At 71.7% G+C, this 20446-nt stretch carries 23 protein-coding genes; 19 read left to right on the forward strand and 4 right to left on the reverse strand.

The features are described 5' to 3' along the window. Positions 1 to 142: 142 nt before the first annotated feature. From ftsZ to M0M48_RS06635, 12 genes are all read left to right on the forward strand, one after another. Positions 143 to 1342: a cell division protein FtsZ gene (gene ftsZ, locus M0M48_RS06580; protein ID WP_257759318.1), complete on the forward strand. Its 1200-nt coding sequence runs from the start codon at positions 143 to 145 to the stop codon at positions 1340 to 1342. A gap of 3 nt (positions 1343 to 1345) precedes the next feature. Further along, complete coding sequence (gene pgeF, locus M0M48_RS06585) at positions 1346 to 2035, forward strand: peptidoglycan editing factor PgeF (RefSeq protein WP_257750529.1); 690 nt, start codon at positions 1346 to 1348, stop codon at positions 2033 to 2035. Beyond that, the gene (locus tag M0M48_RS06590) at positions 2032 to 2730 is read left to right on the forward strand and encodes a YggS family pyridoxal phosphate-dependent enzyme (RefSeq protein WP_215815150.1); all 699 of its coding nucleotides are present in this window, start codon (positions 2032 to 2034) and stop codon (positions 2728 to 2730) included. The genes pgeF and M0M48_RS06590 overlap by 4 nt, the downstream gene beginning before the upstream one ends. 61 nt (positions 2731 to 2791) lie before the next feature. Further along, complete coding sequence (locus M0M48_RS06595; protein WP_215815149.1) at positions 2792 to 3313, forward strand: cell division protein SepF; 522 nt, start codon at positions 2792 to 2794, stop codon at positions 3311 to 3313. Positions 3314 to 3387: 74 nt separating this feature from the next. Beyond that, positions 3388 to 3681: a YggT family protein gene (locus M0M48_RS06600; RefSeq protein ID WP_215815148.1), complete on the forward strand. Its 294-nt coding sequence runs from the start codon at positions 3388 to 3390 to the stop codon at positions 3679 to 3681. Positions 3682 to 3809: 128 nt separating this feature from the next. Continuing rightward, entirely contained in the window at positions 3810 to 4616 is an 807-nt protein-coding gene (locus M0M48_RS06605; RefSeq protein ID WP_215815147.1) for a DivIVA domain-containing protein, read from the forward strand. 178 nt (positions 4617 to 4794) lie between these two features. After that, complete coding sequence (locus M0M48_RS06610; RefSeq protein WP_257750530.1) at positions 4795 to 5766, forward strand: TraR/DksA family transcriptional regulator; 972 nt, start codon at positions 4795 to 4797, stop codon at positions 5764 to 5766. Continuing rightward, positions 5739 to 6332, forward strand: coding sequence for a signal peptidase II (lspA, locus tag M0M48_RS06615; protein WP_215815145.1), 594 nt, complete (start codon positions 5739 to 5741; stop codon positions 6330 to 6332). The genes M0M48_RS06610 and lspA overlap by 28 nt, the downstream gene beginning before the upstream one ends. After that, a complete protein-coding gene (locus M0M48_RS06620) occupies positions 6329 to 7267 on the forward strand; it encodes an RluA family pseudouridine synthase (RefSeq protein WP_215815144.1) in 939 nt (312 codons plus the stop codon). The genes lspA and M0M48_RS06620 overlap by 4 nt, the downstream gene beginning before the upstream one ends. Further along, positions 7254 to 7730 (forward strand): GNAT family N-acetyltransferase, encoded by a 477-nt coding sequence (locus M0M48_RS06625; protein ID WP_257750531.1) that lies wholly within the window; start codon positions 7254 to 7256, stop codon positions 7728 to 7730. Before M0M48_RS06620 ends, M0M48_RS06625 begins: the two co-directional genes overlap by 14 nt. Before the next feature lie 78 nt (positions 7731 to 7808). Further along, positions 7809 to 11381 carry a DNA polymerase III subunit alpha gene (gene dnaE / locus M0M48_RS06630; protein ID WP_215815142.1) on the forward strand — a complete coding sequence of 1191 codons (3573 nt, stop codon included), beginning with the start codon at positions 7809 to 7811 and terminating at the stop codon, positions 11379 to 11381. Continuing rightward, positions 11378 to 11926, forward strand: a complete 549-nt coding sequence (locus tag M0M48_RS06635; RefSeq protein ID WP_215815141.1) for a hypothetical protein — start codon at positions 11378 to 11380, stop codon at positions 11924 to 11926. The genes dnaE and M0M48_RS06635 overlap by 4 nt, the downstream gene beginning before the upstream one ends. Here M0M48_RS06635 and ybaK read toward each other — a convergent pair. The 3 genes from ybaK to M0M48_RS06650 are packed head-to-tail and all read right to left on the reverse strand — an operon-like array spanning position 11868 to position 13524. Continuing rightward, entirely contained in the window at positions 11868 to 12359 is a 492-nt protein-coding gene (gene ybaK, locus M0M48_RS06640) for a Cys-tRNA(Pro) deacylase (RefSeq protein ID WP_257750532.1), read from the reverse strand. The two genes, M0M48_RS06635 and ybaK, sit on opposite strands and share 59 nt — an antisense overlap. Continuing rightward, positions 12359 to 13024: an LON peptidase substrate-binding domain-containing protein gene (locus M0M48_RS06645; RefSeq protein ID WP_257750533.1), complete on the reverse strand. Its 666-nt coding sequence runs from the start codon at positions 13022 to 13024 to the stop codon at positions 12359 to 12361. The genes ybaK and M0M48_RS06645 overlap by 1 nt, the downstream gene beginning before the upstream one ends. Positions 13025 to 13047: 23 nt before the next feature. Continuing rightward, entirely contained in the window at positions 13048 to 13524 is a 477-nt protein-coding gene (locus tag M0M48_RS06650) for an SRPBCC family protein (RefSeq protein ID WP_215815138.1), read from the reverse strand. A gap of 41 nt (positions 13525 to 13565) precedes the next feature. Here M0M48_RS06650 and M0M48_RS06655 point away from each other — a divergent pair, with 41 nt between their 5' ends. From M0M48_RS06655 to hisH, 5 genes are read left to right on the forward strand one after another with little or no spacing between them, the layout of a single operon-like run. Beyond that, positions 13566 to 14171, forward strand: coding sequence for a TetR/AcrR family transcriptional regulator (locus tag M0M48_RS06655; protein ID WP_215815137.1), 606 nt, complete (start codon positions 13566 to 13568; stop codon positions 14169 to 14171). A 48-nt stretch (positions 14172 to 14219) separates the two neighbouring features. After that, positions 14220 to 15524 (forward strand): histidinol dehydrogenase, encoded by a 1305-nt coding sequence (hisD, locus tag M0M48_RS06660; protein ID WP_257750534.1) that lies wholly within the window; start codon positions 14220 to 14222, stop codon positions 15522 to 15524. Continuing rightward, on the forward strand, positions 15521 to 16618 hold the full coding sequence (locus tag M0M48_RS06665) for a histidinol-phosphate transaminase (RefSeq protein WP_257750535.1): 1098 nt from the start codon (positions 15521 to 15523) through the stop codon (positions 16616 to 16618). Before hisD ends, M0M48_RS06665 begins: the two co-directional genes overlap by 4 nt. Further along, positions 16615 to 17226 (forward strand): imidazoleglycerol-phosphate dehydratase HisB, encoded by a 612-nt coding sequence (hisB, locus tag M0M48_RS06670; protein WP_215815134.1) that lies wholly within the window; start codon positions 16615 to 16617, stop codon positions 17224 to 17226. Before M0M48_RS06665 ends, hisB begins: the two co-directional genes overlap by 4 nt. Next, positions 17223 to 17870, forward strand: a complete 648-nt coding sequence (gene hisH / locus M0M48_RS06675; protein WP_215815133.1) for an imidazole glycerol phosphate synthase subunit HisH — start codon at positions 17223 to 17225, stop codon at positions 17868 to 17870. The genes hisB and hisH overlap by 4 nt, the downstream gene beginning before the upstream one ends. A 26-nt stretch (positions 17871 to 17896) precedes the next feature. Here hisH and M0M48_RS06680 read toward each other — a convergent pair whose 3' ends face one another. Beyond that, positions 17897 to 18760 (reverse strand): Ig-like domain-containing protein, encoded by an 864-nt coding sequence (locus M0M48_RS06680; RefSeq protein WP_257750536.1) that lies wholly within the window; start codon positions 18758 to 18760, stop codon positions 17897 to 17899. Between the two features lie 163 nt (positions 18761 to 18923). Here M0M48_RS06680 and priA point away from each other — a divergent pair, with 163 nt between their 5' ends. Next, a complete protein-coding gene (gene priA / locus M0M48_RS06685; protein ID WP_215815131.1) occupies positions 18924 to 19664 on the forward strand; it encodes a bifunctional 1-(5-phosphoribosyl)-5-((5-phosphoribosylamino)methylideneamino)imidazole-4-carboxamide isomerase/phosphoribosylanthranilate isomerase PriA in 741 nt (246 codons plus the stop codon). Next, positions 19661 to 20443 carry an imidazole glycerol phosphate synthase subunit HisF gene (gene hisF, locus M0M48_RS06690; protein WP_215815130.1) on the forward strand — a complete coding sequence of 261 codons (783 nt, stop codon included), beginning with the start codon at positions 19661 to 19663 and terminating at the stop codon, positions 20441 to 20443. Before priA ends, hisF begins: the two co-directional genes overlap by 4 nt. Positions 20444 to 20446 lie beyond the last annotated feature (3 nt).

Consider the following 20446-nt stretch of genomic DNA (forward strand, 5'->3'; position numbering starts at 1 on the left):
ACCCTCAGGTTGAGGGTCAGGGTTGTGGCACCCACGCCGGACGGCCATCGGGGAAGGGTGGCCGACCGCCTGGCTCGAGATCGAGCTCGACGACACAGACGACGACAACTGATCGAAACACCTCTGGAAAGGTGACGCCGCCGTGGCAGCTGCACAGAACTACCTGGCCATCATCAAGGTCGTCGGCATCGGTGGGGGCGGCGTCAACGCCGTCAACCGGATGATCGAGGTCGGCCTCAAGGGTGTCGAGTTCATCGCGATCAACACCGACGCGCAGGCGCTGCTCATGAGCGACGCGGACGTCAAGCTCGACATCGGGCGCGAGCTCACCCGCGGTCTGGGTGCCGGCGCCAACCCCGACGTGGGCGGCAAGGCCGCCGAGGACCACGCCGAGGAGATCGAGGAGGTGCTCAAGGGCGCCGACATGGTCTTCGTGACCGCCGGTGAGGGCGGCGGCACCGGTACCGGCGGCGCGCCCGTCGTGGCCCGGATCGCCCGCTCGCTCGGCGCGCTGACCATCGGCGTCGTCACGCGCCCGTTCACCTTCGAGGGTGCGCGCCGCAAGAAGTCGGCCGACGAGGGCATCGAGCGCCTCCGCGAGGAGGTCGACACCCTCATCGTCATCCCCAACGACCGGCTCCTGCAGATCTCCGACCGCAACGTGTCGATGCTCGACGCCTTCAAGCAGGCCGACCAGGTGCTGCTCCAGGGCGTCTCGGGCATCACCGACCTGATCACGACCCCGGGTCTGATCAACGTCGACTTCGCCGACGTCAAGGCGGTCATGAGCAACGCCGGCTCCGCGCTCATGGGCATCGGCTCGGCCCGCGGTGAGGACCGCGCGCTCGCCGCCGCCGAGATGGCGATCAGCAGCCCGCTGCTGGAGGCCTCGATCGACGGCGCCCACGGCGTCCTGCTCTCGATCGCCGGTGGCTCCGACCTCGGCATCTTCGAGATCAACGAGGCCGCGGCCATGGTCGCCGACGCCGTCCACGAGGACGCCAACATCATCTTCGGCACGATCATCGACGACGCCCTCGGCGACGAGGTCCGGGTCACCGTGATCGCGGCCGGCTTCGACGGCGGGCTGCCCAAGCGCCGCGACGAGAGCGCCGCGCGCCGCGACGCCCGCGCCGCGGCCCAGCCGGCCGGACCCGGGGCCGCCGCCGGTGCGGTCGCCAGCCGTCGCCCGGAGCCCGCTGCCGCGGCTCCCGCGCCGGCGTCGACCGAGCAGGCCGCCCCGGCTGCCGAGCCGCAGCCGGTCGGTGCGCGCAGCACCACCCCGAAGCCGATGCAGTTCGACGACGGCGACGACCTCGACGTCCCCGACTTCCTCAAGTGAGTCGTGTTCGCCTTCCGTGACGACCTCGACCTCGGCCCGGCCCCCGCTGACGGGGGCCGGGTCGCGGTCGCGTTCACCGACGCCTCGCTCGACCTCCAGGAGGGCCCGGGCCTCGACGCGACCCTGAGCGCGCTCGCCGCCGACCTCGACGTCGCGCCCGTCCGGCTGCGCCAGGTGCACGGCGCCGGCGTCGCCGTGGTCGCCGACGGCTCCGGACCGGTCCCCGAGGCCGACGCGGCCGTCACCACGGCGCCCGGCGTGGCGCTGGTGGTCCGGGTCGCCGACTGCGTCCCCGTGGTCCTCGCCGACGCCGCCACGGGCGTCCTCGGGGTCGCCCACGCCGGGCGCCGCGGGGTCGAGCTCGATGTCGTCACCCGCACCGTCGAGCAGATGCGCGCCCTCGGCGCCACCGACGTCCGTGCCTGGGTCGGCCCGCACGTGTGCGGGCGCTGCTACGAGGTGCCGGCCGCGATGCGCGACGAGGTCGCCGCCGCGGTCCCCGCGACGTACGCCGAGACCCGGCAGGGCACGCCCGCGCTCGACCTCGGCGCCGGGGTCGCCGCCCAGCTCGCCGCGGCCGGCGTACCGGTCACGGTGGTGCCGGGCTGCACCCTCGAGGACGAGCGCTTCCACTCCTACCGCCGCGACGGCGAGCGCTCGGGCCGCTTCGCGGGGCTGGTGTGGCGCCGATGAGCCGCCTCGACGACCTGCGCGCCAACCTGGCCGCCGTCCACGACCGCATCGCACGCGCCGCGACCGACGCCGGCCGCGCCCCCGACGAGGTCGCGCTCGTCGTGGTCACCAAGTACTTCCCGGCCACCGACGTGCGCCTGCTCGCCGAGCTCGGCGTCGTCGACGTGGGGGAGAACCGGCACCAGGAGGCCGAGGCCAAGGCCGCCGAGTGCGCCGACCTGCCGCTGCGCTGGCACTTCATCGGCGGGCTGCAGTCCAACAAGGCCGCCGCCGTCGCCCGCTACGCCCAGGTCGTGGAGTCCGTCGACCGCACCGCCCTGGTCGGCCGGCTGGCCCGCGGCGCCGAGGACGCCGGGCGCGAGGTCGACGTCCTGCTCCAGGTCAGCCTCGACCCGCCCGGACGCGAGCACCGCTTCGGCGCGGACCCGGCCACGGTGCCCGCCCTGGCTGACGAGGTCGCCCGCGCGAACGGGCTCCACCTGCGCGGCCTGATGGCCGTCGCACCCCTCGACGAGGACCCCGCGCTGGCCTTCTCCCGGCTCGCCGGGATCCGCGCCGACTTCCTCGCCCGGCACCCCGACGCGACCCTCCTCTCCGCCGGCATGAGCGGCGACCTGGAGGCCGCGATCACCGTCGGCGCGACACACGTGCGCGTCGGCACCGCGGTCCTCGGTTCGAGGCCCACGGTCCAGTAATGTCCACAACACCACCAGAGGTCCCTGAGCCCCAGGGGCGGGAATCACGGAGGCAACAGTCATGAGCGGTGCGATGCGCAGGATCGGTGAGTACCTCGGCCTGCTGGAAGACACCGGCTATGACGAGTACGACGACGAGGTCAACGAGCCGGCCCGGGACCGCGACCGTGATCGCGACGCCCGGCCGACGCGGGCCGTGCGCGCCGTCCCGTCCGACCCCGAGCCCCGGCCCGCCTCGGTCGCCGACCTCGAGGAGCGCCGGCGTCCCGTCGCCGTCGCCTCGCAGCCGGTGATCGCCGACTTCTCCCGGATCGTCACGCTGCAGCCCACGACGTACAACGACGCGCGGGCGGTCGGCGAGGAGTACCGCGAGGGCATCCCGGTGATCATGAACCTCAGCGAGATGGACGACTCCGACGCCAAGCGCCTGGTCGACTTCGCGGCCGGTCTGATCTTCGCGACCCGCGGCAACATCGAGCGGGTCACCAACAAGGTCTTCCTGCTCTCGCCGCCCAATGTCACGGTCGCGGCCGAGGACAAGCAGCGGATCGCCGACACCGGCGGTTTCTTCAACCAGAGCTGAGCAGCCCCCCGTCTCCTCCTCGAACCCGCCCGGGTGCCCTCGGGCGGGTTCGGCGTACCCGATAGGTTTCAGGCGTGACGATCGTCGGCTGGATCATCGAGGGCGTGCTCTTCGCCTTCATCGGATTCTTGTGGGTCCGCCTCATCACCGACTGGGTGCAGGTGTTCGCCCGCGGCTGGGAGCCCCGGGGTCTGCTGCTGGTGTTCCTGGAGCTGTCCTACTCGGTGACCGATCCGCCGATCAAGGCACTGCGCAAGGTGATCAAGCCGATCCGGATCGGGAATTTCGCCCTCGACCTGAGCTTCTTCCTGGTGATGATCCTGGCCTACATCCTGTTGGCCGTGAACCGTTCCACGCTGCTTTACTGAACGCACCCGGGGCGGGGGTCGACAACCGGACCCCCTCCCGCCCGGACGGTGGATGACGGCTTCTACGAGGCAGGCGCTATCGTTCGGTGAGACAGACTGTCGATGAATCTTCGTAGATAGGTGAGGTCATGCCGCTGACGCCTGAGGACGTGAGCAACAAGCGCTTTACGCCGGTTCGGCTGCGCGAGGGCTACGACATGGGCGAGGTCGACCAGTTCCTGGATGAGGTCGAGGCTGAGCTTGCTCGGCTGACCCAGGAGAACGACGATCTCCGCGCGAAGCTCGCGGCTGCGCAGGCCGGATCCTCGGCCGCTTTCGACGCGCCGACCCAGCTCGCCCCCGTGCCCCAGCTCGCGCCCGAGCCGCCGGCTCCCGCGCCGGTCCCGGCTCCCGTGGCGGCTCCCGTCGAGGTGCCCGCCCCGGTCGAGCCCGTCGTCCCGGCTCCCGTCGCCGCGCCTGCCGCGACCGGTGGGATCGAGACGATCCGGGTCGAGACCGTGCCCGAGGCGTCCAACGCCGCGGCGCGTCTGCTCGAGATCGCCACGCGCAACGCGGACGAGCTCGTCGAGGACGCCAAGAACGAGGCCGACAAGATCGTCGGCGAGGCCCGGACCAAGTCCGAGCGCCTCGAGTCCGAGGCCAAGGTCAAGGCCGACCGCCTCGAGTCCGACGCCCGGACCCGCGCCGAGATGCTCGACAGCGAGACCGCCGAGCGTCGTACCCAGCTGTTCGGGGACCTGGAGAAGGAGCGCGACAAGCTCTCCGCCGAGGTCGAGACGCTGCGCTCCTTCGAGCGCGAGTACCGCTCGCGTCTCAAGAGCTACTTCACCCAGCAGCTCGAGTCGCTGCAGACCCCGGGTGACACCCTCGCTCCCGCGGAGGAGGCTCCCGCCCCCAAGCGGCTGCGCTCCATCCTGGGCGAGGAAGAGGCCTGAGTCCGAGCCTCACGCTCGGTCTGCTGACCACACCCGAACCGGCCGGTCCCGCCTCGCGCGGACCGGCCGGTTCGCGTCTTCGCGGTGAGCCTGCTTGGTGACCTGGGTTCCACCCGTTACCCTCCGCAGCACGCCCGCAGCCTGCCGGCCGCGGGATGATGCCTCTGAGGAGTCCGTCATGGCCCGCAGCACGAAGAAGTCGTTGGCCGGTCAGGCCGCGTCCGCCGCGCGGAAGATCATCCGCCCCCGGAAGGCTGCTGCGGCCCCCGCGGCTCCCGCCAAGAAGGCGGCTGCCAAGAAGGCGGCCCCGGCGAAGAAGGCGGCCCCGGCGAAGAAGGCGGCGGCCAAGAAGGCAGCGCCGGCCCCGGCCAAGAAGGCGGCGGCCAAGAAGGCCGCGCCGGCCCCGGCGAAGAAGGCGGCGGCCAAGAAGTCCGCACCGGCCCCGGCCAAGAAGGCAGCGGCCAAGAAGGCAGCGCCGGCCCCGGCCAAGAAGACCGCCGCGCCGGCCAAGAAGGCCGCACCGGCCCCCGCCAAGAAGGCAGCGGCCAAGAAGTCCGCACCCGCTCCGGTCAAGAAGGCGCCGGCGCCCGCGAAGAAGACCACCAAGAAGGCCCCGGCCACCGTGACCAAGACCCCAGCGAAGACCCCCGCCAAGAAGGCCGCCCCGGCCCCCGCCCCGGCCAAGAAGGCCCCGGCGGCGCCCGCCAAGAAGACCGCCGCGCCGGCCAAGAAGACCGCGGCCAAGAAGACCACCCCCGCCCGCCTGGTCGTCCTCGACCACGAGGAGGCCTGGTCCAAGGCCGAGCTGGCCGAGGTGCTCCGCGAGCTGCACGACCAGCGCGAGGAGAGTGCCCAGATCCTGGCCGAGCAGGCGGCGGACCTGTCCGGGCTGCTGCGTGACTCTGGGGACGGTGCCGGGCAGGACCAGGCGGACCTCGGGGCGACGAGCTTCGAGCGGGACCACGAGCTGACCGTGCTCAACCACGAGCGGGAGAAGCTGGCGCAGATCGATCGGGCGCTGGCGCGCATCGACGACGGCACGTACGGCGTGTGCGAGTCGTGCGGGAACCCGATCGGCAAGATGCGGCTGATGGCGTTCCCGCGTGCCACACTGTGCATGACATGCAAGCAGCGCGAGGAACGCCGGTAGACGACCGCGACGAGGGCCCCGACGGTCCCGGCACCGCAGGTTCCCGGCGCCTCCTGGCCGCTCCGCGGGCGTGGGCGCTGTTCCTGTCCGTCGCGGTCCTGGTGGTCGTCGTCGACCAGGTCGCCAAGGTCCTCGCGGTCCGTCACCTCACCGGTGAGCCGGACGTCGAGGTGGTCGGCGAGATCCTCCAGCTGCACCTGACCTACAACCCGGGGGCGGCGTTCAGCCTGGGGACCCGGTTCACCGTGGTCCTGTCCTGCCTGGCGATCACCGCGACGCTGGTCGTGCTGTGGATCAGCCGGCGGGTGGTGAGTCCGCTGTGGGCGGTCGCGCTGGGGCTGTTGCTGGCAGGGATCGACGGCAACCTGATCGACCGGCTGTTCCGGGCGCCGAGTCCCTTCCGCGGGCACGTGGTGGACTTCCTGATGCTGCCGAACTGGCCGATCTTCAACATCGCCGACATGTCCATCAACGTGGGCGTCGCGCTGATCCTGCTGCAGGTGTTCCGCGGCGTGGGTCTCGACGGCCGCCGGGTCGAGAAGACCGAGAAGGAGCAGCAGTCGTGAGCACGGCCGAGCACCGCACCCTGCCGGTCCCCGAGAGCCTGGACGGCGAGCGGGTCGACGTGGCGATGGCTCAGCTGTTCGGGGTCTCCCGGACGCGTGCGGCCGAGCTGATCGCCGACGACCGGGTGCGGGTCGACGGGGGCGAGGTCAGCGGCAAGAGCGAGCGGCTGCTGGCGGGCTCGGTGCTCGACGTGGCCATCCCGGCCGAGGTCGACCTGCTCGAGGTGGTCCCCGAGATCGTCGAGGGCATCAAGATCATCCACGACGACGACGCGATCGTCGTGATCGACAAGCCGGTGGGCGTCGCCGTGCACCCCTCGCCGGGCTGGCGCGGGCAGACCGTGGTCGGGCACCTGGCCGGTGCGGGCTTCCGGATCTCCACCTCGGGGGCCAAGGAGCGCGAGGGCATCGTCCAGCGCCTCGACGTCGGTACGTCGGGGGTCATGGTGATCGCCAAGTCCGAGCACGCCTACTCGGTGCTCAAGAACGCCTTCCGCAACCGCACGGTCGACAAGACCTACCACGCGCTCGTCCAGGGTCACCCGGACCCGCTGGAGGGCACGATCGACGCCCCCATCGGGCGGCACCCGCGCTATGACTACAAGTTCGCGGTCATGGACGACGGCCGGCACAGCGTCACCCACTACGAGACGCTCGAGGCGCACCGCTTCGCCAGCCTGCTCGAGGTGCACCTGGAGACCGGGCGCACCCACCAGATCCGGGTGCACATGAGCGCGCTCAAGCACCCCTGCGTCGGCGACATCACCTACGGCGCCGACCCCGTCCTGGCCCGCCGGGTGGGCCTGGAGCGCCAGTGGCTCCACGCGGTCAAGCTGGGCTTCGAGCACCCCGAGACGGGGGAGTACGTCGAGTACGAGTCGACCTACCCCGACGACCTCGCGCACGCGCTCGACGTCATCCGTGACGCCCACTGAGCCTGGGCTGATCCTGCGTCCGGCCCGCGCGGCGGACGTCGCGGCGATGGCCGCGGTCCAGCTCGCGGCCCGCGCCGCGGCGCCGATGCCGCCGGGCATCCACGGCCCCGACGAGGTCCGTGCCTACCTGACCGCGCGCCTGGGCGACAGCGAGACCTGGGTGGCCGAGGACGGCGAGCGGGTGGTCGGCTACGCCCGGTTCACCCGCACCTGGCTCGACGACCTGTACGTCGACCCGGCCCACCAGGGCCAGGGTGTGGGCGCCGCGCTGCTCGACCTGGTCAAGGCCCGCCACCCGGACGGGTTCAGCCTCTGGGTCTTCGAGCAGAACCTCCCGGCACGCGCGTTCTACGCCGCGCGCGGGCTCCTCGAGCGCGAGCACACCGACGGTTCCGAGAACGAGGAACGGGCCCCGGACCTGCGGATGGAGTGGCCGGCCGGATCTGTCGGAGGGTCGACCTAGAGTCGACACCACTGTCACGTAGGCTGGTCCTCTTCCCCGAGCGACCACCCTTGACCTTTGAGGAGAGCCGAACCACACATGGCTGCTGACGCCGGGGACTTCGTCCACCTGCACGTCCACACCGAGTACTCCATGCTCGACGGGGCGTCGCTTCTCGACGGGCTGTTCACGCGCGTCAACGACCTCGGCATGTCGTCGATCGCGATGACCGACCACGGCAACCTGCACGGCGCCTACGACTTCTACTCCAAGGCCAACAAGTACGGCGTCAAGCCGATCATCGGCATCGAGGCCTACATCACCCCCGGTACGCCGCGCGGCGAGCGCCGCCGCGTCCGCTGGGGCAAGGCCAACGGCGCCGACGGTGCCGAGGAGGGCGGCAACGACGTCGCCGGCGGTGGCGCCTACACCCACATGACGATGTGGGCCGAGAACACCGAGGGCATGCACAACCTGTTCCGGCTCTCGTCGCGCTCGAGCCTGGAGGGCTACTTCTACAAGCCGCGGATGGACAAGGAGATCCTCGCCGAGCACAGCAAGGGCCTCATCGTCTCCACCGGCTGCCCCAGCGGCGCGATCCAGACCCGGCTCCGGCTGGGCCAGTACGACGAGGCGCTGCGCGAGGGCTCCGAGCTGCAGGACATCTTCGGCAAGGAGAACGTCTTCCTCGAGCTGATGGACCACGGCATCTCCATCGAGAAGCGGGTCCGCGACGACCTGATCCGGCTCGGCAAGGACCTCGGGATCCCGCCGATCGCCACCAACGACTCCCACTACAACAACCCCGACGACGCCGACGCCCACGACGCCCTGATCTGCGTCGCCTCCGGCAAGCGCCTCTCCGACCCCAACCGGCTCAAGTTCGACGGCGGCGGCTACTACATCAAGTCCGCGGCCGAGATGCGCGAGCTGTGGGCCGACCGGTTCGGCATGCCCGAGGCCTGCGACAACACCGTCGCCATCGCCGAGCGCTGCAACGTCGAGTTCACCGAGTCCACCGGCGGCTACATGGCCCGGGCCGAGGTGCCCGCGGGCGAGACCGAGGAGTCCTGGTTCCGCAAGGAGGTCTGGCGCGGCATCGAGGCGCGCTACCCCGGCGACCGGCTCGACCAGGAGGTCAAGGACCGGGTCGAGATGGAGCTCGCGATCATCTCGCAGAAGGGCTACTGCGGCTACTACCTCGTGGTCGCCGACTTCATCCAGTGGTCCAAGCGCAACGGCATCCGGGTGGGTCCGGGGCGTGGCTCCGGTGCGGGCTCGATCGCGGCCTACGCGCTGAGCATCACCGACCTGTGCCCGCTGGAGCACGGCCTGTTCTTCGAGCGCTTCCTCAACCCCGAGCGTCCCTCGATGCCCGACTTCGACATCGACTTCGACGATGCCCGCCGTGGCGAGGTCATCCAGTACGTCAGCGACAAGTACGGCGCCGAGCGCGTCGCCCAGATCGCCACCTTCGGCCGGCTCAAGTCCAAGGCCGCGATCAAGGACGCCGCGCGCGTGCTCGACCACGGCTTCGCGATCGGCGACAAGATCACCAAGGCGATGCCGCCCGACGTCATGGGCAAGGGCGTGCCGCTCAAGGAGATCTTCAACGCCGACCACAAGCGCTACAACGACGGCGGCGAGTTCCGCGCGCTCTACGAGTCCGACGGCGACGTCCGCACGATCTACCAGACGGCGCTGGGCCTCGAGGGCCAGATCCGCAACTGGGGCGTGCACGCGGCCGGCGTGATCATGTCCAGCGAGCCGCTCATCGACATCGTGCCGATCATGGCCCGTCCCCAGGACGGCGCGGTGATCACCCAGTTCGACTACCCGATGTGCGAGTCGCTGGGCCTGGTCAAGATGGACTTCCTGGGTCTGTCCAACCTGCGCATCCTCGAGGACGCCCTCGGCAACATCAAAGCCAACCGGGACGAGGACGTCGTCCTCGAGGAGCTGCCCTTCGACGACCTGGCCACCTACCAGCTGATGGGTCGCGGTGACACCCTCGGCGTCTTCCAGCTCGATGGTGGCGGCATGCGGGCCCTGCTGCGCTCGATGCAGCCCGACAAGTTCGCCGACATCACCGCCGTCTCCGCGCTCTACCGCCCGGGCCCGATGGGCGCCGACTCCCACAACAAGTACGCACGCCGCAAGAACGGCCGCGAGGAGATCGAGCCGATCCACCCGGCGCTCGCCGAGGCGCTCGAGCCGGTGCTGGGTGAGACCTACGGCCTGATCGTCTACCAGGAGCAGGTGATGGCCATCGCCCAGGTGCTGGCCGGCTTCACCCTGGGTGCCGCCGACAACCTGCGCCGCGCGATGGGCAAGAAGAAGAAGGAGGAGCTCGACAAGCAGTACGCCGGGTTCCAGGCCGGCATGCTCGAGCGGGGCTACCCGCAGAAGGCGATCGACCAGCTCTGGGAGATCCTGCTCCCGTTCTCCGACTACGCCTTCAACAAGTCGCACTCGGCCGCCTACGGCGTCATCACCTACTGGACGGCGTACCTCAAGGCGAACTACCCGACCGAGTACATGGCCGCGCTCCTCACGTCCGTCAAGGACGACAAGGACAAGATGGCCATCTACCTCAACGAGTGCCGCCGGATGAAGATCCAGGTGCTGCCGCCCGACGTCAACGAGTCCGCGCACAACTTCACCGCCGTCGGCCAGGACATCCGCTTCGGCCTCACCGCCATCCGCAACGTCGGCTCCAATGTCGTCGACGGCGTGGTCGAGACCCGCAGCACCCAGGACCGGTTCACCGACTTCAACGACTTCCTGTCCAAGGTCCCCGCCTCGGTGTGCAACAAGCGGGTCATCGACTCGCTGATCAAGGCCGGCGCCTTCGACGACATGAAGCACAAGCGGCGCGCGCTGGTGGCGATCCACGAGACCGCCGTCGACCAGTACGTCGACATCAAGCGCAACGAGGCGATCGGCCAGGACTCGCTCTTCGCCGGTCTCGGTGACGACGACGACGGCAGCGGCGGATTCGGCGTGAGCGTGGCCATCCCCGACCTCGACGAGTGGGACAAGATGACCCTGCTCGGCCACGAGCGGGAGATGCTCGGCCTCTACGTCTCCGACCACCCGCTGCTCGGCCTGGAGCACGTGCTGTCCAACGGCACCGACTGCACCATCGGCCAGCTGGTCACCGACGAGGACCGCCCGCACAACTCCACGGTCACCGTGGCCGGCCTGGTCACCGGCATCCAGCGCAAGATCACCAAGAACGGCGACCCGTGGGCCACGGTCACCCTCGAGGACCTCGAGGGTGGCATCGACGTGCTGCTGTTCCCCAGCAGCTACCGCCTCGCCGCGCCCTACCTGACCGAGGACGCGATCATCCGGGTCCGCGGCCAGCTCGACACCGAGCGCGACACCGCCCAGCTGCGCGGCCAGGAGGTCACCGTCCCGGACCTGGAGCGCAGCAGCGACGGTCCGGTCGTGATCAGCCTGCCCTCCACGCGCTGCACCGGTCCGGTGGTTGCCCAGCTGCGCGAGGTGCTCAGCACCCACGCCGGGCTGACCGAGGTGCGCCTGCAGCTGTTGAGCCGGGACTCCACCAAGCTCATGCGCCTGGGGGACAATCTCCGGGTGACTCCCTCCTCGGCGCTGTTCGCCGATCTCAAGCAGCTCCTCGGCCCCGGGTGCCTGGCCGGATGAACCGCCGCGACCTGACCGGTGCGCTCGCCGTACCGCCGGTGCTGGGGGCGCTCCTGGGCGCGGCCGGCGGCTGGCTGTGGTGGACCTGGTGGGGCCCGGCGCCCCAGGGCAAGATCTACGACACCACGGCAGGCCCGCACTGGTACCCCAACCCGTTCGACCCCGGCATCACCAGCGACTTCAACGGTACGGCGACGTTCGTGGCGGTCGGCTTCGGCCTCGCGCTCGTCCTCGGCCTGGTCGCCGGGTGGGTGGCCCGCAAGGTGGCGGTGCCCGGCCTGGTCGCGCTCGCGGTCGGGGCCGGCCTGGGCACGCTGGTCATGTACCTGCTGGGGGAGTCCTTCAGCGCGCCCGACCCGGCCTCGCTCATCGCCTCGCACAAGATCGGCGACGTGCTGCCCGGGCACCTGCACGTGAGCGGCTGGACGCCCTACCTGGCCTGGCCGGTGGGCGCGCTGCTCGGCTACCTGGTCGTGCTGCTCTCGCTCAGCGCCGAATCGGCGCCACCCGCGCAGCCGTCATCCGTACCAGCTCAGCAGGGCTGAGCTCGACCTCCATCCCGCGCTTGCCGGCCGAGACGTAGACGGTCGGGTGGTCGAGCGCGGAGGCGTCGACGACGGTCGGGTGCGCCTTGCGCTGACCCAGCGGCGAGATGCCGCCGACGACATAGCCGGTGGCCCGCTCGGCCGCCTTGGGGTCGGCCATGACGGCCTTGCGGCCCTCGACTGCCCGGGCCAGGGCCTTGAGGTCGAGCTGGCCCGAGACCGGTACGACGCCGACCACGAGCGCGCCGTCGACGTCGGCGAAGAGGGTCTTGAGCACGCGCGCGGGGTCGATGCCCATCGCCTCGGCCGCCTCCTCGCCGTAGGACGAGGCGCGGGCGTCGTGGGCGTACTCGTGCACGGTGAACGCCACCCCGGCCTCGGTGAGCGCGGTGGTCGCCGGCGTGCCGCCGGTGGCCTGCTTCTTCTTCGCCATCAGTTGGGCGACCACTTCGTGCGCGCGACCTCGGTCGCCGGCAGCGAGGTGATCACGTTCATGGCGCGCAGCTCGGAGCGCAGCAGGTCGGTGACCAGGATCAGCCGCTCGGTCGGGTCGGCGGCCTCGAGCAGCTGCTGGTGCTCGGCCATCGGCAGCGGCGTGCACGCCGCGAGCGTCCAGGCCAGGTACGCCGGGTCGCGCGGCAGCTCGCCCTCCAGCGGGTCGCCGGCGATCTCGCCGAGGACGTGGCGGTAGGCGGTGAAGGTCGCCCGCGCCCGCTCCACGACGTCCTGGGGGACGGCGGCCGAGGGCTCGTCGAGCAGGGTGATCTCGCCGACGGGGAAGTCGCCGCTGCCGCGGAGCCGGTCGAGCTGGATCCGGTCGCGGCCCACCGCGACGATGTCGAAGGTGCCGTCGCTGTGCGACTCGACCTCGGTCAGCTGGAGCCGGACCCCGACCCGGAAGAGCGACTGGTTGCCGTGGTCGCCGACCTCGTAGCCCTCGCGGATCGCCACCGACCCGAAGAGCCGCTCGGCCGGGTCCTCCACGCGCAGCAGGTGGTGGACCAGGGCCCGGTAGCGGTCCTCGAAGACGTGCAACGGCACGCTGATCCCCGGGTAGAGCACCGCGTTGAGAGGGAACATCGGCAGCTGGTCGGGCACGTTCTCGACCCTAGGGCATGGGTCTAGCGCGTTTCCGCCTCCCCGCGGATGCCCTCGAGCGTGGTGCGCATCCCGGCGCGCTGGGAGACGGTGAACGCCTCCTGCCCGCCCATGAACGCCTCGGTCAGCTCGCGGGAGAGCTCGGAGATGCCCTCGGGTGCGTCGCGGCGCTGGTGCAGGCGGGTGCCGCCGTCGGTGGTCGGCTCGAGCTCGAAGGACCAGGTCACGTAGTTCTCGTCGATGCGGAAGGCGAGGGAGCGCCCGGCGTCGTACCGGGTGATCTCGGCGTGGGTGGTCCAGGTGAGCTCGCCGTGGGCGTTGCGGTTGGTGAACCGGGTGCCGACGCCGGCGGGGGCGTCGGGGTCGGCGAGCCGGGTCGAGGTGACCTGGGGGCTCCACTCGGCCATCCGGGTGACGTCGGCGACGAGGCTCCAGACGTCGGCGGGGGCGGCGGCGATCTCGATCTGCTCGTGGAGGGCGGGGGCGTCGGTGGTGGTCATGGGAGGTACTTTACGTCCGATCGGTCGGGTAGTTTGTCCGCATGACCGAAACCGCCGACGGACGCCGTCGCCGCGGCGACCGGACCCGGCAGCGCGCGGCCCGGGCCGCGGCGCTGCTCGCGACCACCCAGGGCCTCGACGGGCTCAGCGTCGGCACGCTCGCCGAGGCGAGCGGGGCGAGCAAGAGCGGGCTGCTCACGGTGTTCGGCAACCGCGAGGAGATCCTGCTGGCGGCTGTCGCCGAGGCCCGGCTCCTGTACGTCGAGCACGTCATCGCTCCCGCCTGGGGGTCCGCGCCCGGAGCGGACCGGCTGCGGGCCCTGCTCGACCACTGGGTGGGCTACCTGCGGGCCGAGGTGTTCCCCGGCGGCTGCTTCGTCGCGGCGACCTCGGCCGAGTACGGCCACCGCACCGGCCGGGTCGCCGACGCCGTCCGGGCGCTCAAGCAGGAGTGGCTCGACCTGCTCGTGCGCGAGCTCACCGCGGCCGGGGTGGCCGACCCCGGCGAGGCCGCGTTCCGGGTCGACGCCTACCTGGTCGCGGCCAACACCCGCCGCGAGCTCTTCGGGGACGACGACGCGCTCGCCACCGCGCACCGGCTGGCGCTCGCGGTGCTCGAGGGCCGTGACGAGGCCGCGTCCCGCTAGGCGTCACCGGGCGCGGGGGAGCGGCGGCCCGACCGTAGAATCGGGGACATGTCCCTCATCCGCCGCATCGACCTGCGCGACGCCGACGAGTCCGTCGACTACCGCGCAGCAGTGCCCCGTGCCGACTTCGACATCGAGGCTGCGGTGCCGGCGGTGCATGCGATCTGCGAGGAGGTCCGCACCCGCGGGCTCGACGCGATCGTGGAGTTCGGTGAGAAGTTCGACGGCGTGCGGGTCGACGACATCCGGGTCGCCCCGGCGACGATGCAGGCCGCGCTCGACGACCTCGACCCCGGCATCCGCGCGGGTCTGGAGGAGTCGATCCGGCGCCTGCGCGCGACGTGCGCCAACGAGCTCGAGCAGGACGCCGTGACCGACCTCGGCCCCGGCGCCCGGGTGACCCACCGCAAGGTGCCGGTCGGCCGGGTCGGCCTCTACGTCCCCGGCGGCCTCGCGCCGCTGGTCTCGTCGGTGCTCATGAATGTCGTCCCGGCCCAGACCGCGGGCGTCGAGTCGATCGCGCTCGCGAGCCCGCCGCAGAAGGAGTTCGGCGGCTCGGTGCACCCGACGATCCTGGCCGCGTGCGCGCTGCTCGGCGTCGACGAGGTCTACGCCGTCGGCGGCGCCCAGGCGATCGCGATGTTCGCCTACGGCGTCGGTCCGTGCCGGCGCGTCGACCTGGTGACCGGCCCCGGCAACATCTGGGTGGTCACCGCCAAGCGGATCCTCAAGGGCCAGATCGGCATCGACTCCGAGGCCGGCCCGACCGAGATCGCGATCCTGGCCGACGACACCGGCGACGCGTCGTACGTGGCGGCGGACCTGATCAGCCAGGCCGAGCACGACCCGCTGGCCGCCTCGGTCCTCGTCACCACCTCTGAGCGGCTCGCCGCCGAGGTCGAGGTCGAGCTCGACCGGCAGGTCGCCGCGACCAGGCACGTCGAGCGGATCACCACCTCGCTCGGCGGGCGCCAGTCCGGCATCGTCTTGGTCCGCGACCTGGAGCAGGGCCTCGACGTCGTCAACGCCTATGCCGCCGAGCACCTCGAGATCCACACCGAGGACGCCGCCGGCTGGGCCGCCCGGGTCCGCAACGCCGGGGCGATCTTCGTCGGCCCGCACGCGCCGGTGAGCCTCGGCGACTACTGCGCCGGCTCCAACCACGTGCTGCCGACCGCGGGCTGCGCCTGCCACTCCTCGGGTCTGTCGGTGCGCGCGTTCACCAAGTCGGTGCACGTCATCGACTACTCCGCCGCGGCGCTCGCCGAGGTGGCCGGTCACGTCGTGACGCTCGCCGAGGCCGAGGACCTGCCCGGCCACGGCGCCGCCATCACCGCGCGGGTCGGCCGATGACCTGGCCGCCGCTGCGCGCGGAGCTGCGCGGCATCGAGCCCTACGGCGCGCCCCAGCTCGACGTCCCCGTCCAGCTCAACGTCAACGAGAACCCCTACGGCCCGTCGCCGGCGTGCATCGCCGACATCGCGGCGGCCGCGGGCGAGGCGGCCGCGACCCTGCACCGCTACCCCGACCGCGAGTTCGTCGCGCTGCGCACCGCGCTCGCCGGCTATCTCTCCCGCGACGCGGGGGAGCGCGGGATCGTGCCCGAGCAGGTGTGGGCGGCCAACGGCTCCAACGAGGTCATGCTCCAGCTGCTCCAGGCCTTCGGCGGCCCGGGGCGCACGGCGGTGAGCTTCGCGCCGACCTACTCCATGTACCCGGAGTACGCGCGCGACACCAGCACCCGCTGGGTCGCCGGGCGCCGGGCCGAGGACTTCGCGCTCGACCTCGACGCCGCGCGCGACCTGGTCAAGACCGAGCAGCCGAGCGTGATCCTGCTGCCGAGCCCCAACAACCCCACCGGTACGGCGCTCCCGCCCGAGGCCGTCGGGGTGCTGTGCGAGGCGGCGGGCGATGGCGGCATCGTCGTGGTCGACGAGGCCTACGGCGAGTTCCGCCGGGCGGGCGTCCCGAGCGCGCTCGAGCTGCTGGCGTCGTACCGCAACCTGGTGGTGACGCGCACGATGAGCAAGGCCTTCGCGGGCGCGGGCCTGCGGCTGGGCTACCTCGCCGCGGCCCCCGAGATCTGCGACGCGATCCGGGTCGTCCGGCTGCCCTACCACCTGTCCGCGGTCACCCAGGCGGTCGCGCTGGCCGCGCTGCGCCACGCCCCCGAGCTGCTCGGCAAGGTCGACGACCTGCGCCGCGAGCGCGACGCGCTGGTCACCTGGCTGCGCGCCGAGGGCTACGACGTCGCCGACTCCGACGCCAATTTCGTGTTGTTCGGACGATTCGCCGACCGTCATGCTGTCTGGCAGGGTCTCCTCGACCGGGGAGTCCTGATCCGGGAGACCGGGCCCGAGGGCTGGCTGCGGGTCTCGGTCGGCACCCCCGACGAGATGGCGGCCTTCCGGGCCGCCCTCACCGACGTAGATGGAGAGCGCGCATGACTGCCAGGACCGCCCGCATCGAGCGGCAGACGAGCGAGTCCAAGGTGCTCGTCGAGGTGAACATCGACGGCACCGGCCGGCACGACATCTCCACCGGCGTCGGGTTCTACGACCACATGCTCACCGCGTTCGCGCGCCACGCGCTGGTCGACCTCACGGTCCAGACCGAGGGCGACGTCCACATCGACGCCCACCACACGACCGAGGACACCGCGATCGCGCTCGGCCAGGCGCTGCGCCAGGCGCTGGGGGACAAGAAGGGCATCCGCCGCTTCGGCGACGCGACCGTCCCGCTCGACGAGGCGCTCGTGCACGCCGTCGTCGACGTCTCCGGTCGCCCCTACTGCGTCCACACCGGCGAGCCCGAGGGCCAGCAGTACGTCCAGCTCGGCGGCTCCGGGGTCTCCTACCTCGGCTCGCTGACCCAGCACGTCTTCGAGTCGATCGCCTTCCACGGCCACTTCGCGCTCCACGTGCGCGTGCTCGCGGGCCGCGAGCCGCACCACATCGTCGAGACGCAGTTCAAGGCGTTCGCCCGGGCCTTCCGCGACGCGGTCGCGCTCGACCCGCGCGAGACCGGCATCCCCTCGACGAAGGGCGCTCTGTGAGCGCTCCGTCCGTCGTCGTCCTCGACTACGGCTCGGGCAACCTGCGCTCCGCGGTCCGTGCCGTCGAGCGCGCCGGCGCGGAGGTCACGCTGACCGGTGACCTCGACCTCGCGATGGAGGCCGACGGGCTGCTGGTGCCGGGCGTCGGCGCGTACGAGGCCTGCATGCGCGGCCTGCGCGCGATCCGCGGCGAGCGGATCATCGCCCGCCGCCTCTCCGGCGGCCGTCCCGTGCTCGGGATCTGCGTGGGCATGCAGATCCTCTTCGAGCGGGGCATCGAGCACGGCGTCGAGACCGAGGGCTGCGGCGAGTGGCCCGGGGTGGTCGAGCGCCTGCAGGCGCCGATCGTCCCGCACATGGGCTGGAACACCGTGTCCGTTCCGGAGCAGACCCGGCTCTTCGCCGGCATCGAGGACGAGCGCTTCTACTTCGTGCACTCCTACGGCGTGCGCGACTGGACGCTGGTCACCAATGACCGCACGCCCGACAGCCACCAGCCGCTGGTCACGTGGGCCGAGCACGGGGGTGACCGGTTCGTCGCGGCCGTCGAGAACGGCCCGCTCTGCGCCACCCAGTTCCACCCCGAGAAGTCGGGGGACGCCGGCGCCCAGCTGCTGCGGAACTGGGTCAGCTCGCTGAGCTGACCCAGTCCCGTCGGTCAGCGTGCTGCTCAGCGGACCTTGAGCTTGGCGGTGCCGGTGGACGGCAGGACCGCCGTGGACCCGCCGTACGTCGCGGTGACGGTGTGCTTGCCCTTCTTGAGCTTCTTGAAGGTCGCCACGGCCTTGCCGCCACGGACGGTCGCCTTGACGGTCTTGACCGTCTTGGCGCCGCGCTTGAGCTTGAAGGTCACGGTGCCGGTCGCCGCGGGGCTCGAGGCGACCGTCGCGGAGACCGTGGCCTTGCGCTTCTTGGCCTGGTAGCTCGCAGTGGCCTTGGTCGTGGACGTCGCCTTGACCGTGTAGGTGCTGACGGTCGCGTTCTGCCCGGCGGCGGGCGCGCACATGACCGGGAACGGCAGGCCGGGGTCGGTGCCCGGCTTGAAGAGCGTCATCGTGACGTTCTGGAAGCCGGCGGCGAGGGTGTGCCGCCCGCCCGCGGGCCCGGCGGGGATCGCCGGGAGCCGGCCGGTGCCGGTGAGCACGACGGCGCCGCTGGCCGGGACGGCCGTGCGCGGGACCGTCACCGTGGTGACCACCGGAGCGCCGTCCACGAGGACGGTCGCCTGGATCTCGCCGGAGATGGCGTTGACGCCGAGGATGCCGCGCATGAGGTCGGCGAGGTCGGCCGGCACGCTCATCTTGGACGTGATCCGCGGTGCGAAGGACGAGCCGGGGGCGGCGTTCGCCGGGGCGTTGGTGGTGATGTCGACGGCGAAGGCCTTGGTGCCGAGGCCCTGCACCTCGCAGCTCATGCCGATCTTGGCGGCGCTCGCCGGGGCGGTGGCGCCGAGGACGGCAGCACTGCTCGCGGTGAGTCCGAGGATGCCGGCGATCGCGAAGGAGCGCAGGCTGAAGCGGTGACGCAAGGTCATGAAGAATTCCCTCCCGAGGAATCTGAGTTGGTGCGGCCGTCACCCTCCCAGTGACGGCCGCGTGAGATACCTCACCACAAAATGAGAACAAGTTCTAGTCCCCATTCCGTCCGCGGCGAGACACGCCGAAGGCCCGTGGCAGCGCTCATCTAGGATCGCGGCCATGACGAGCGCCTACCTCGAGCTGTTGCCCGCCGTGGACGTGAAGGGTGGTCAGGCTGTCCAGCTGGTGCAGGGTATCGACGGGTCGGAGAAGCGCTTCGGTGACCCGGTCGAGGCGGCGCTGCGCTGGCAGGAGGCCGGGGCGGAGTGGATCCACCTCGTCGACCTCGACGCCGCCTTCGGGCACGGCAACAACCGCGCGCTCCAGGCCGAGATCGTCGGCCGTCTCGACATCAAGGTCGAGATGAGCGGTGGCATCCGCGACGACGAGTCGCTCGAGGCCGCGATGGCGACCGGCTGTCGCCGGGTCAACATCGGTACGGCCGCGCTGGAGCAGCCGGAGTGGTGCGCCAAGGCGATCGCGACCTACGGCGACCGGGTCGCCGTGGGGCTCGACGTCCGCGGCCGCACGCTCGCCGCGCGCGGCTGGACCCAGGAGGGCGGCGACCTCTACGAGACGCTCGCCCGCCTCGACGCCGAGGGCTGTGCGCGCTACGTCGTCACCGACGTCAACAAGGACGGCATGCTCCAGGGCCCCAACCTGCAGCTGCTCAAGGACGTCTGCGCCGCGACCGACCGTCCCGTCGTCGCCTCCGGCGGCGTCACCACGCTCGACGACATCCGCGCGCTGATGGACCTCGTCCCGATCGGCGTCGAGGGCGCGATCGCCGGAACCGCCCTCTACACCGGGCAGTTCACGCTCGACGACGCGCTCGCACTGACCAAGGGCGGTCTCGTATGACGCTCGCGGTGCGGGTCATCCCGTGCCTCGACGTCGACGCCGGCCGGGTGGTCAAGGGCGTCAACTTCCAAGAGCTGCGCGACGCCGGTGACCCCGTCGAGCTCGCCCGCCTGTACGACGCCGAGGGCGCCGACGAGCTCACCTTCCTCGACATCTCCGCCTCCCACGAGGGCCGGGCGACCACGATGGACATCGTCTCCGCGACCGCCGAGCAGGTCTTCATCCCGCTCACCGTCGGCGGGGGAGTCTCCTCGGTCGAGGACGTCGACCGGCTGCTGCGCGCCGGCGCGGACAAGATCGCGGTCAACACCGCGGCCCTGCGCCGCCCCGAGCTGATCGCCGAGATCGCCGACCGCTTCGGCAACCAGGTCCTCGTCCTGTCCGTCGACGCCCGGCGGGTCCCGGCCGGCTCCGAGGTCCGCACCGACTCGGGCTTCGAGGTGACCACCCACGGCGGGCGCCAGTCCGCCGGGGTCGACGCGATCGCCTGGGCGGTCCGCGCGGCCGAGCTCGGCGCCGGCGAGATCCTGCTCAACGCCATGGACGCCGACGGCACCACCGACGGCTTCGACCTCGAGCTCATCCGCAAGGTCCGCGCCGAGGTCTCCATCCCGGTCATCGCCTCGGGCGGCGCGGGCGCGGTCGAGCACTTCCCGCCCGCGGTCGAGGCCGGCGCGGACGCCGTCCTGGCGGCGACCGTCTTCCACTTCGGCACCCTGCGCATCGCCGACGTCAAGGCGTCGCTGAGCGGGGCCGGCCTGCCGGTCCGGGCAGGATGACCC

Origin of the sequence: Pimelobacter simplex (assembly GCF_024662235.1) — a bacterium.
Classification (GTDB): Bacteria; Actinomycetota; Actinomycetes; order Propionibacteriales; family Nocardioidaceae; genus Nocardioides.

What these genes read in the sequence shown, in the direction of transcription:
- hisF (WP_215815130.1), top strand. Translation starts at nt 19,661, where the DNA reads ATGACGCTCGCGGTGCGGGTCATCCCGTGCCTCGACGTCGACGCCGGC.
- M0M48_RS06595 (WP_215815149.1), top strand. Translation starts at nt 2,792, where the DNA reads ATGAGCGGTGCGATGCGCAGGATCGGTGAGTACCTCGGCCTGCTGGAA.
- priA (WP_215815131.1), top strand. Translation starts at nt 18,924, where the DNA reads ATGACGAGCGCCTACCTCGAGCTGTTGCCCGCCGTGGACGTGAAGGGT.
- M0M48_RS06605 (WP_215815147.1), top strand. Translation starts at nt 3,810, where the DNA reads ATGCCGCTGACGCCTGAGGACGTGAGCAACAAGCGCTTTACGCCGGTT.
- hisB (WP_215815134.1), top strand. Translation starts at nt 16,615, where the DNA reads ATGACTGCCAGGACCGCCCGCATCGAGCGGCAGACGAGCGAGTCCAAG.
- M0M48_RS06635 (WP_215815141.1), top strand. Translation starts at nt 11,378, where the DNA reads ATGAACCGCCGCGACCTGACCGGTGCGCTCGCCGTACCGCCGGTGCTG.
- M0M48_RS06680 (WP_257750536.1), bottom strand. Translation starts at nt 18,760, where the DNA reads ATGACCTTGCGTCACCGCTTCAGCCTGCGCTCCTTCGCGATCGCCGGC.
- lspA (WP_215815145.1), top strand. Translation starts at nt 5,739, where the DNA reads ATGCAAGCAGCGCGAGGAACGCCGGTAGACGACCGCGACGAGGGCCCC.
- hisD (WP_257750534.1), top strand. Translation starts at nt 14,220, where the DNA reads ATGTCCCTCATCCGCCGCATCGACCTGCGCGACGCCGACGAGTCCGTC.
- M0M48_RS06655 (WP_215815137.1), top strand. Translation starts at nt 13,566, where the DNA reads ATGACCGAAACCGCCGACGGACGCCGTCGCCGCGGCGACCGGACCCGG.
- M0M48_RS06590 (WP_215815150.1), top strand. Translation starts at nt 2,032, where the DNA reads ATGAGCCGCCTCGACGACCTGCGCGCCAACCTGGCCGCCGTCCACGAC.
- M0M48_RS06650 (WP_215815138.1), bottom strand. Translation starts at nt 13,524, where the DNA reads ATGACCACCACCGACGCCCCCGCCCTCCACGAGCAGATCGAGATCGCC.
- M0M48_RS06610 (WP_257750530.1), top strand. Translation starts at nt 4,795, where the DNA reads ATGGCCCGCAGCACGAAGAAGTCGTTGGCCGGTCAGGCCGCGTCCGCC.
- M0M48_RS06665 (WP_257750535.1), top strand. Translation starts at nt 15,521, where the DNA reads ATGACCTGGCCGCCGCTGCGCGCGGAGCTGCGCGGCATCGAGCCCTAC.
- dnaE (WP_215815142.1), top strand. Translation starts at nt 7,809, where the DNA reads ATGGCTGCTGACGCCGGGGACTTCGTCCACCTGCACGTCCACACCGAG.
- ybaK (WP_257750532.1), bottom strand. Translation starts at nt 12,359, where the DNA reads ATGGCGAAGAAGAAGCAGGCCACCGGCGGCACGCCGGCGACCACCGCG.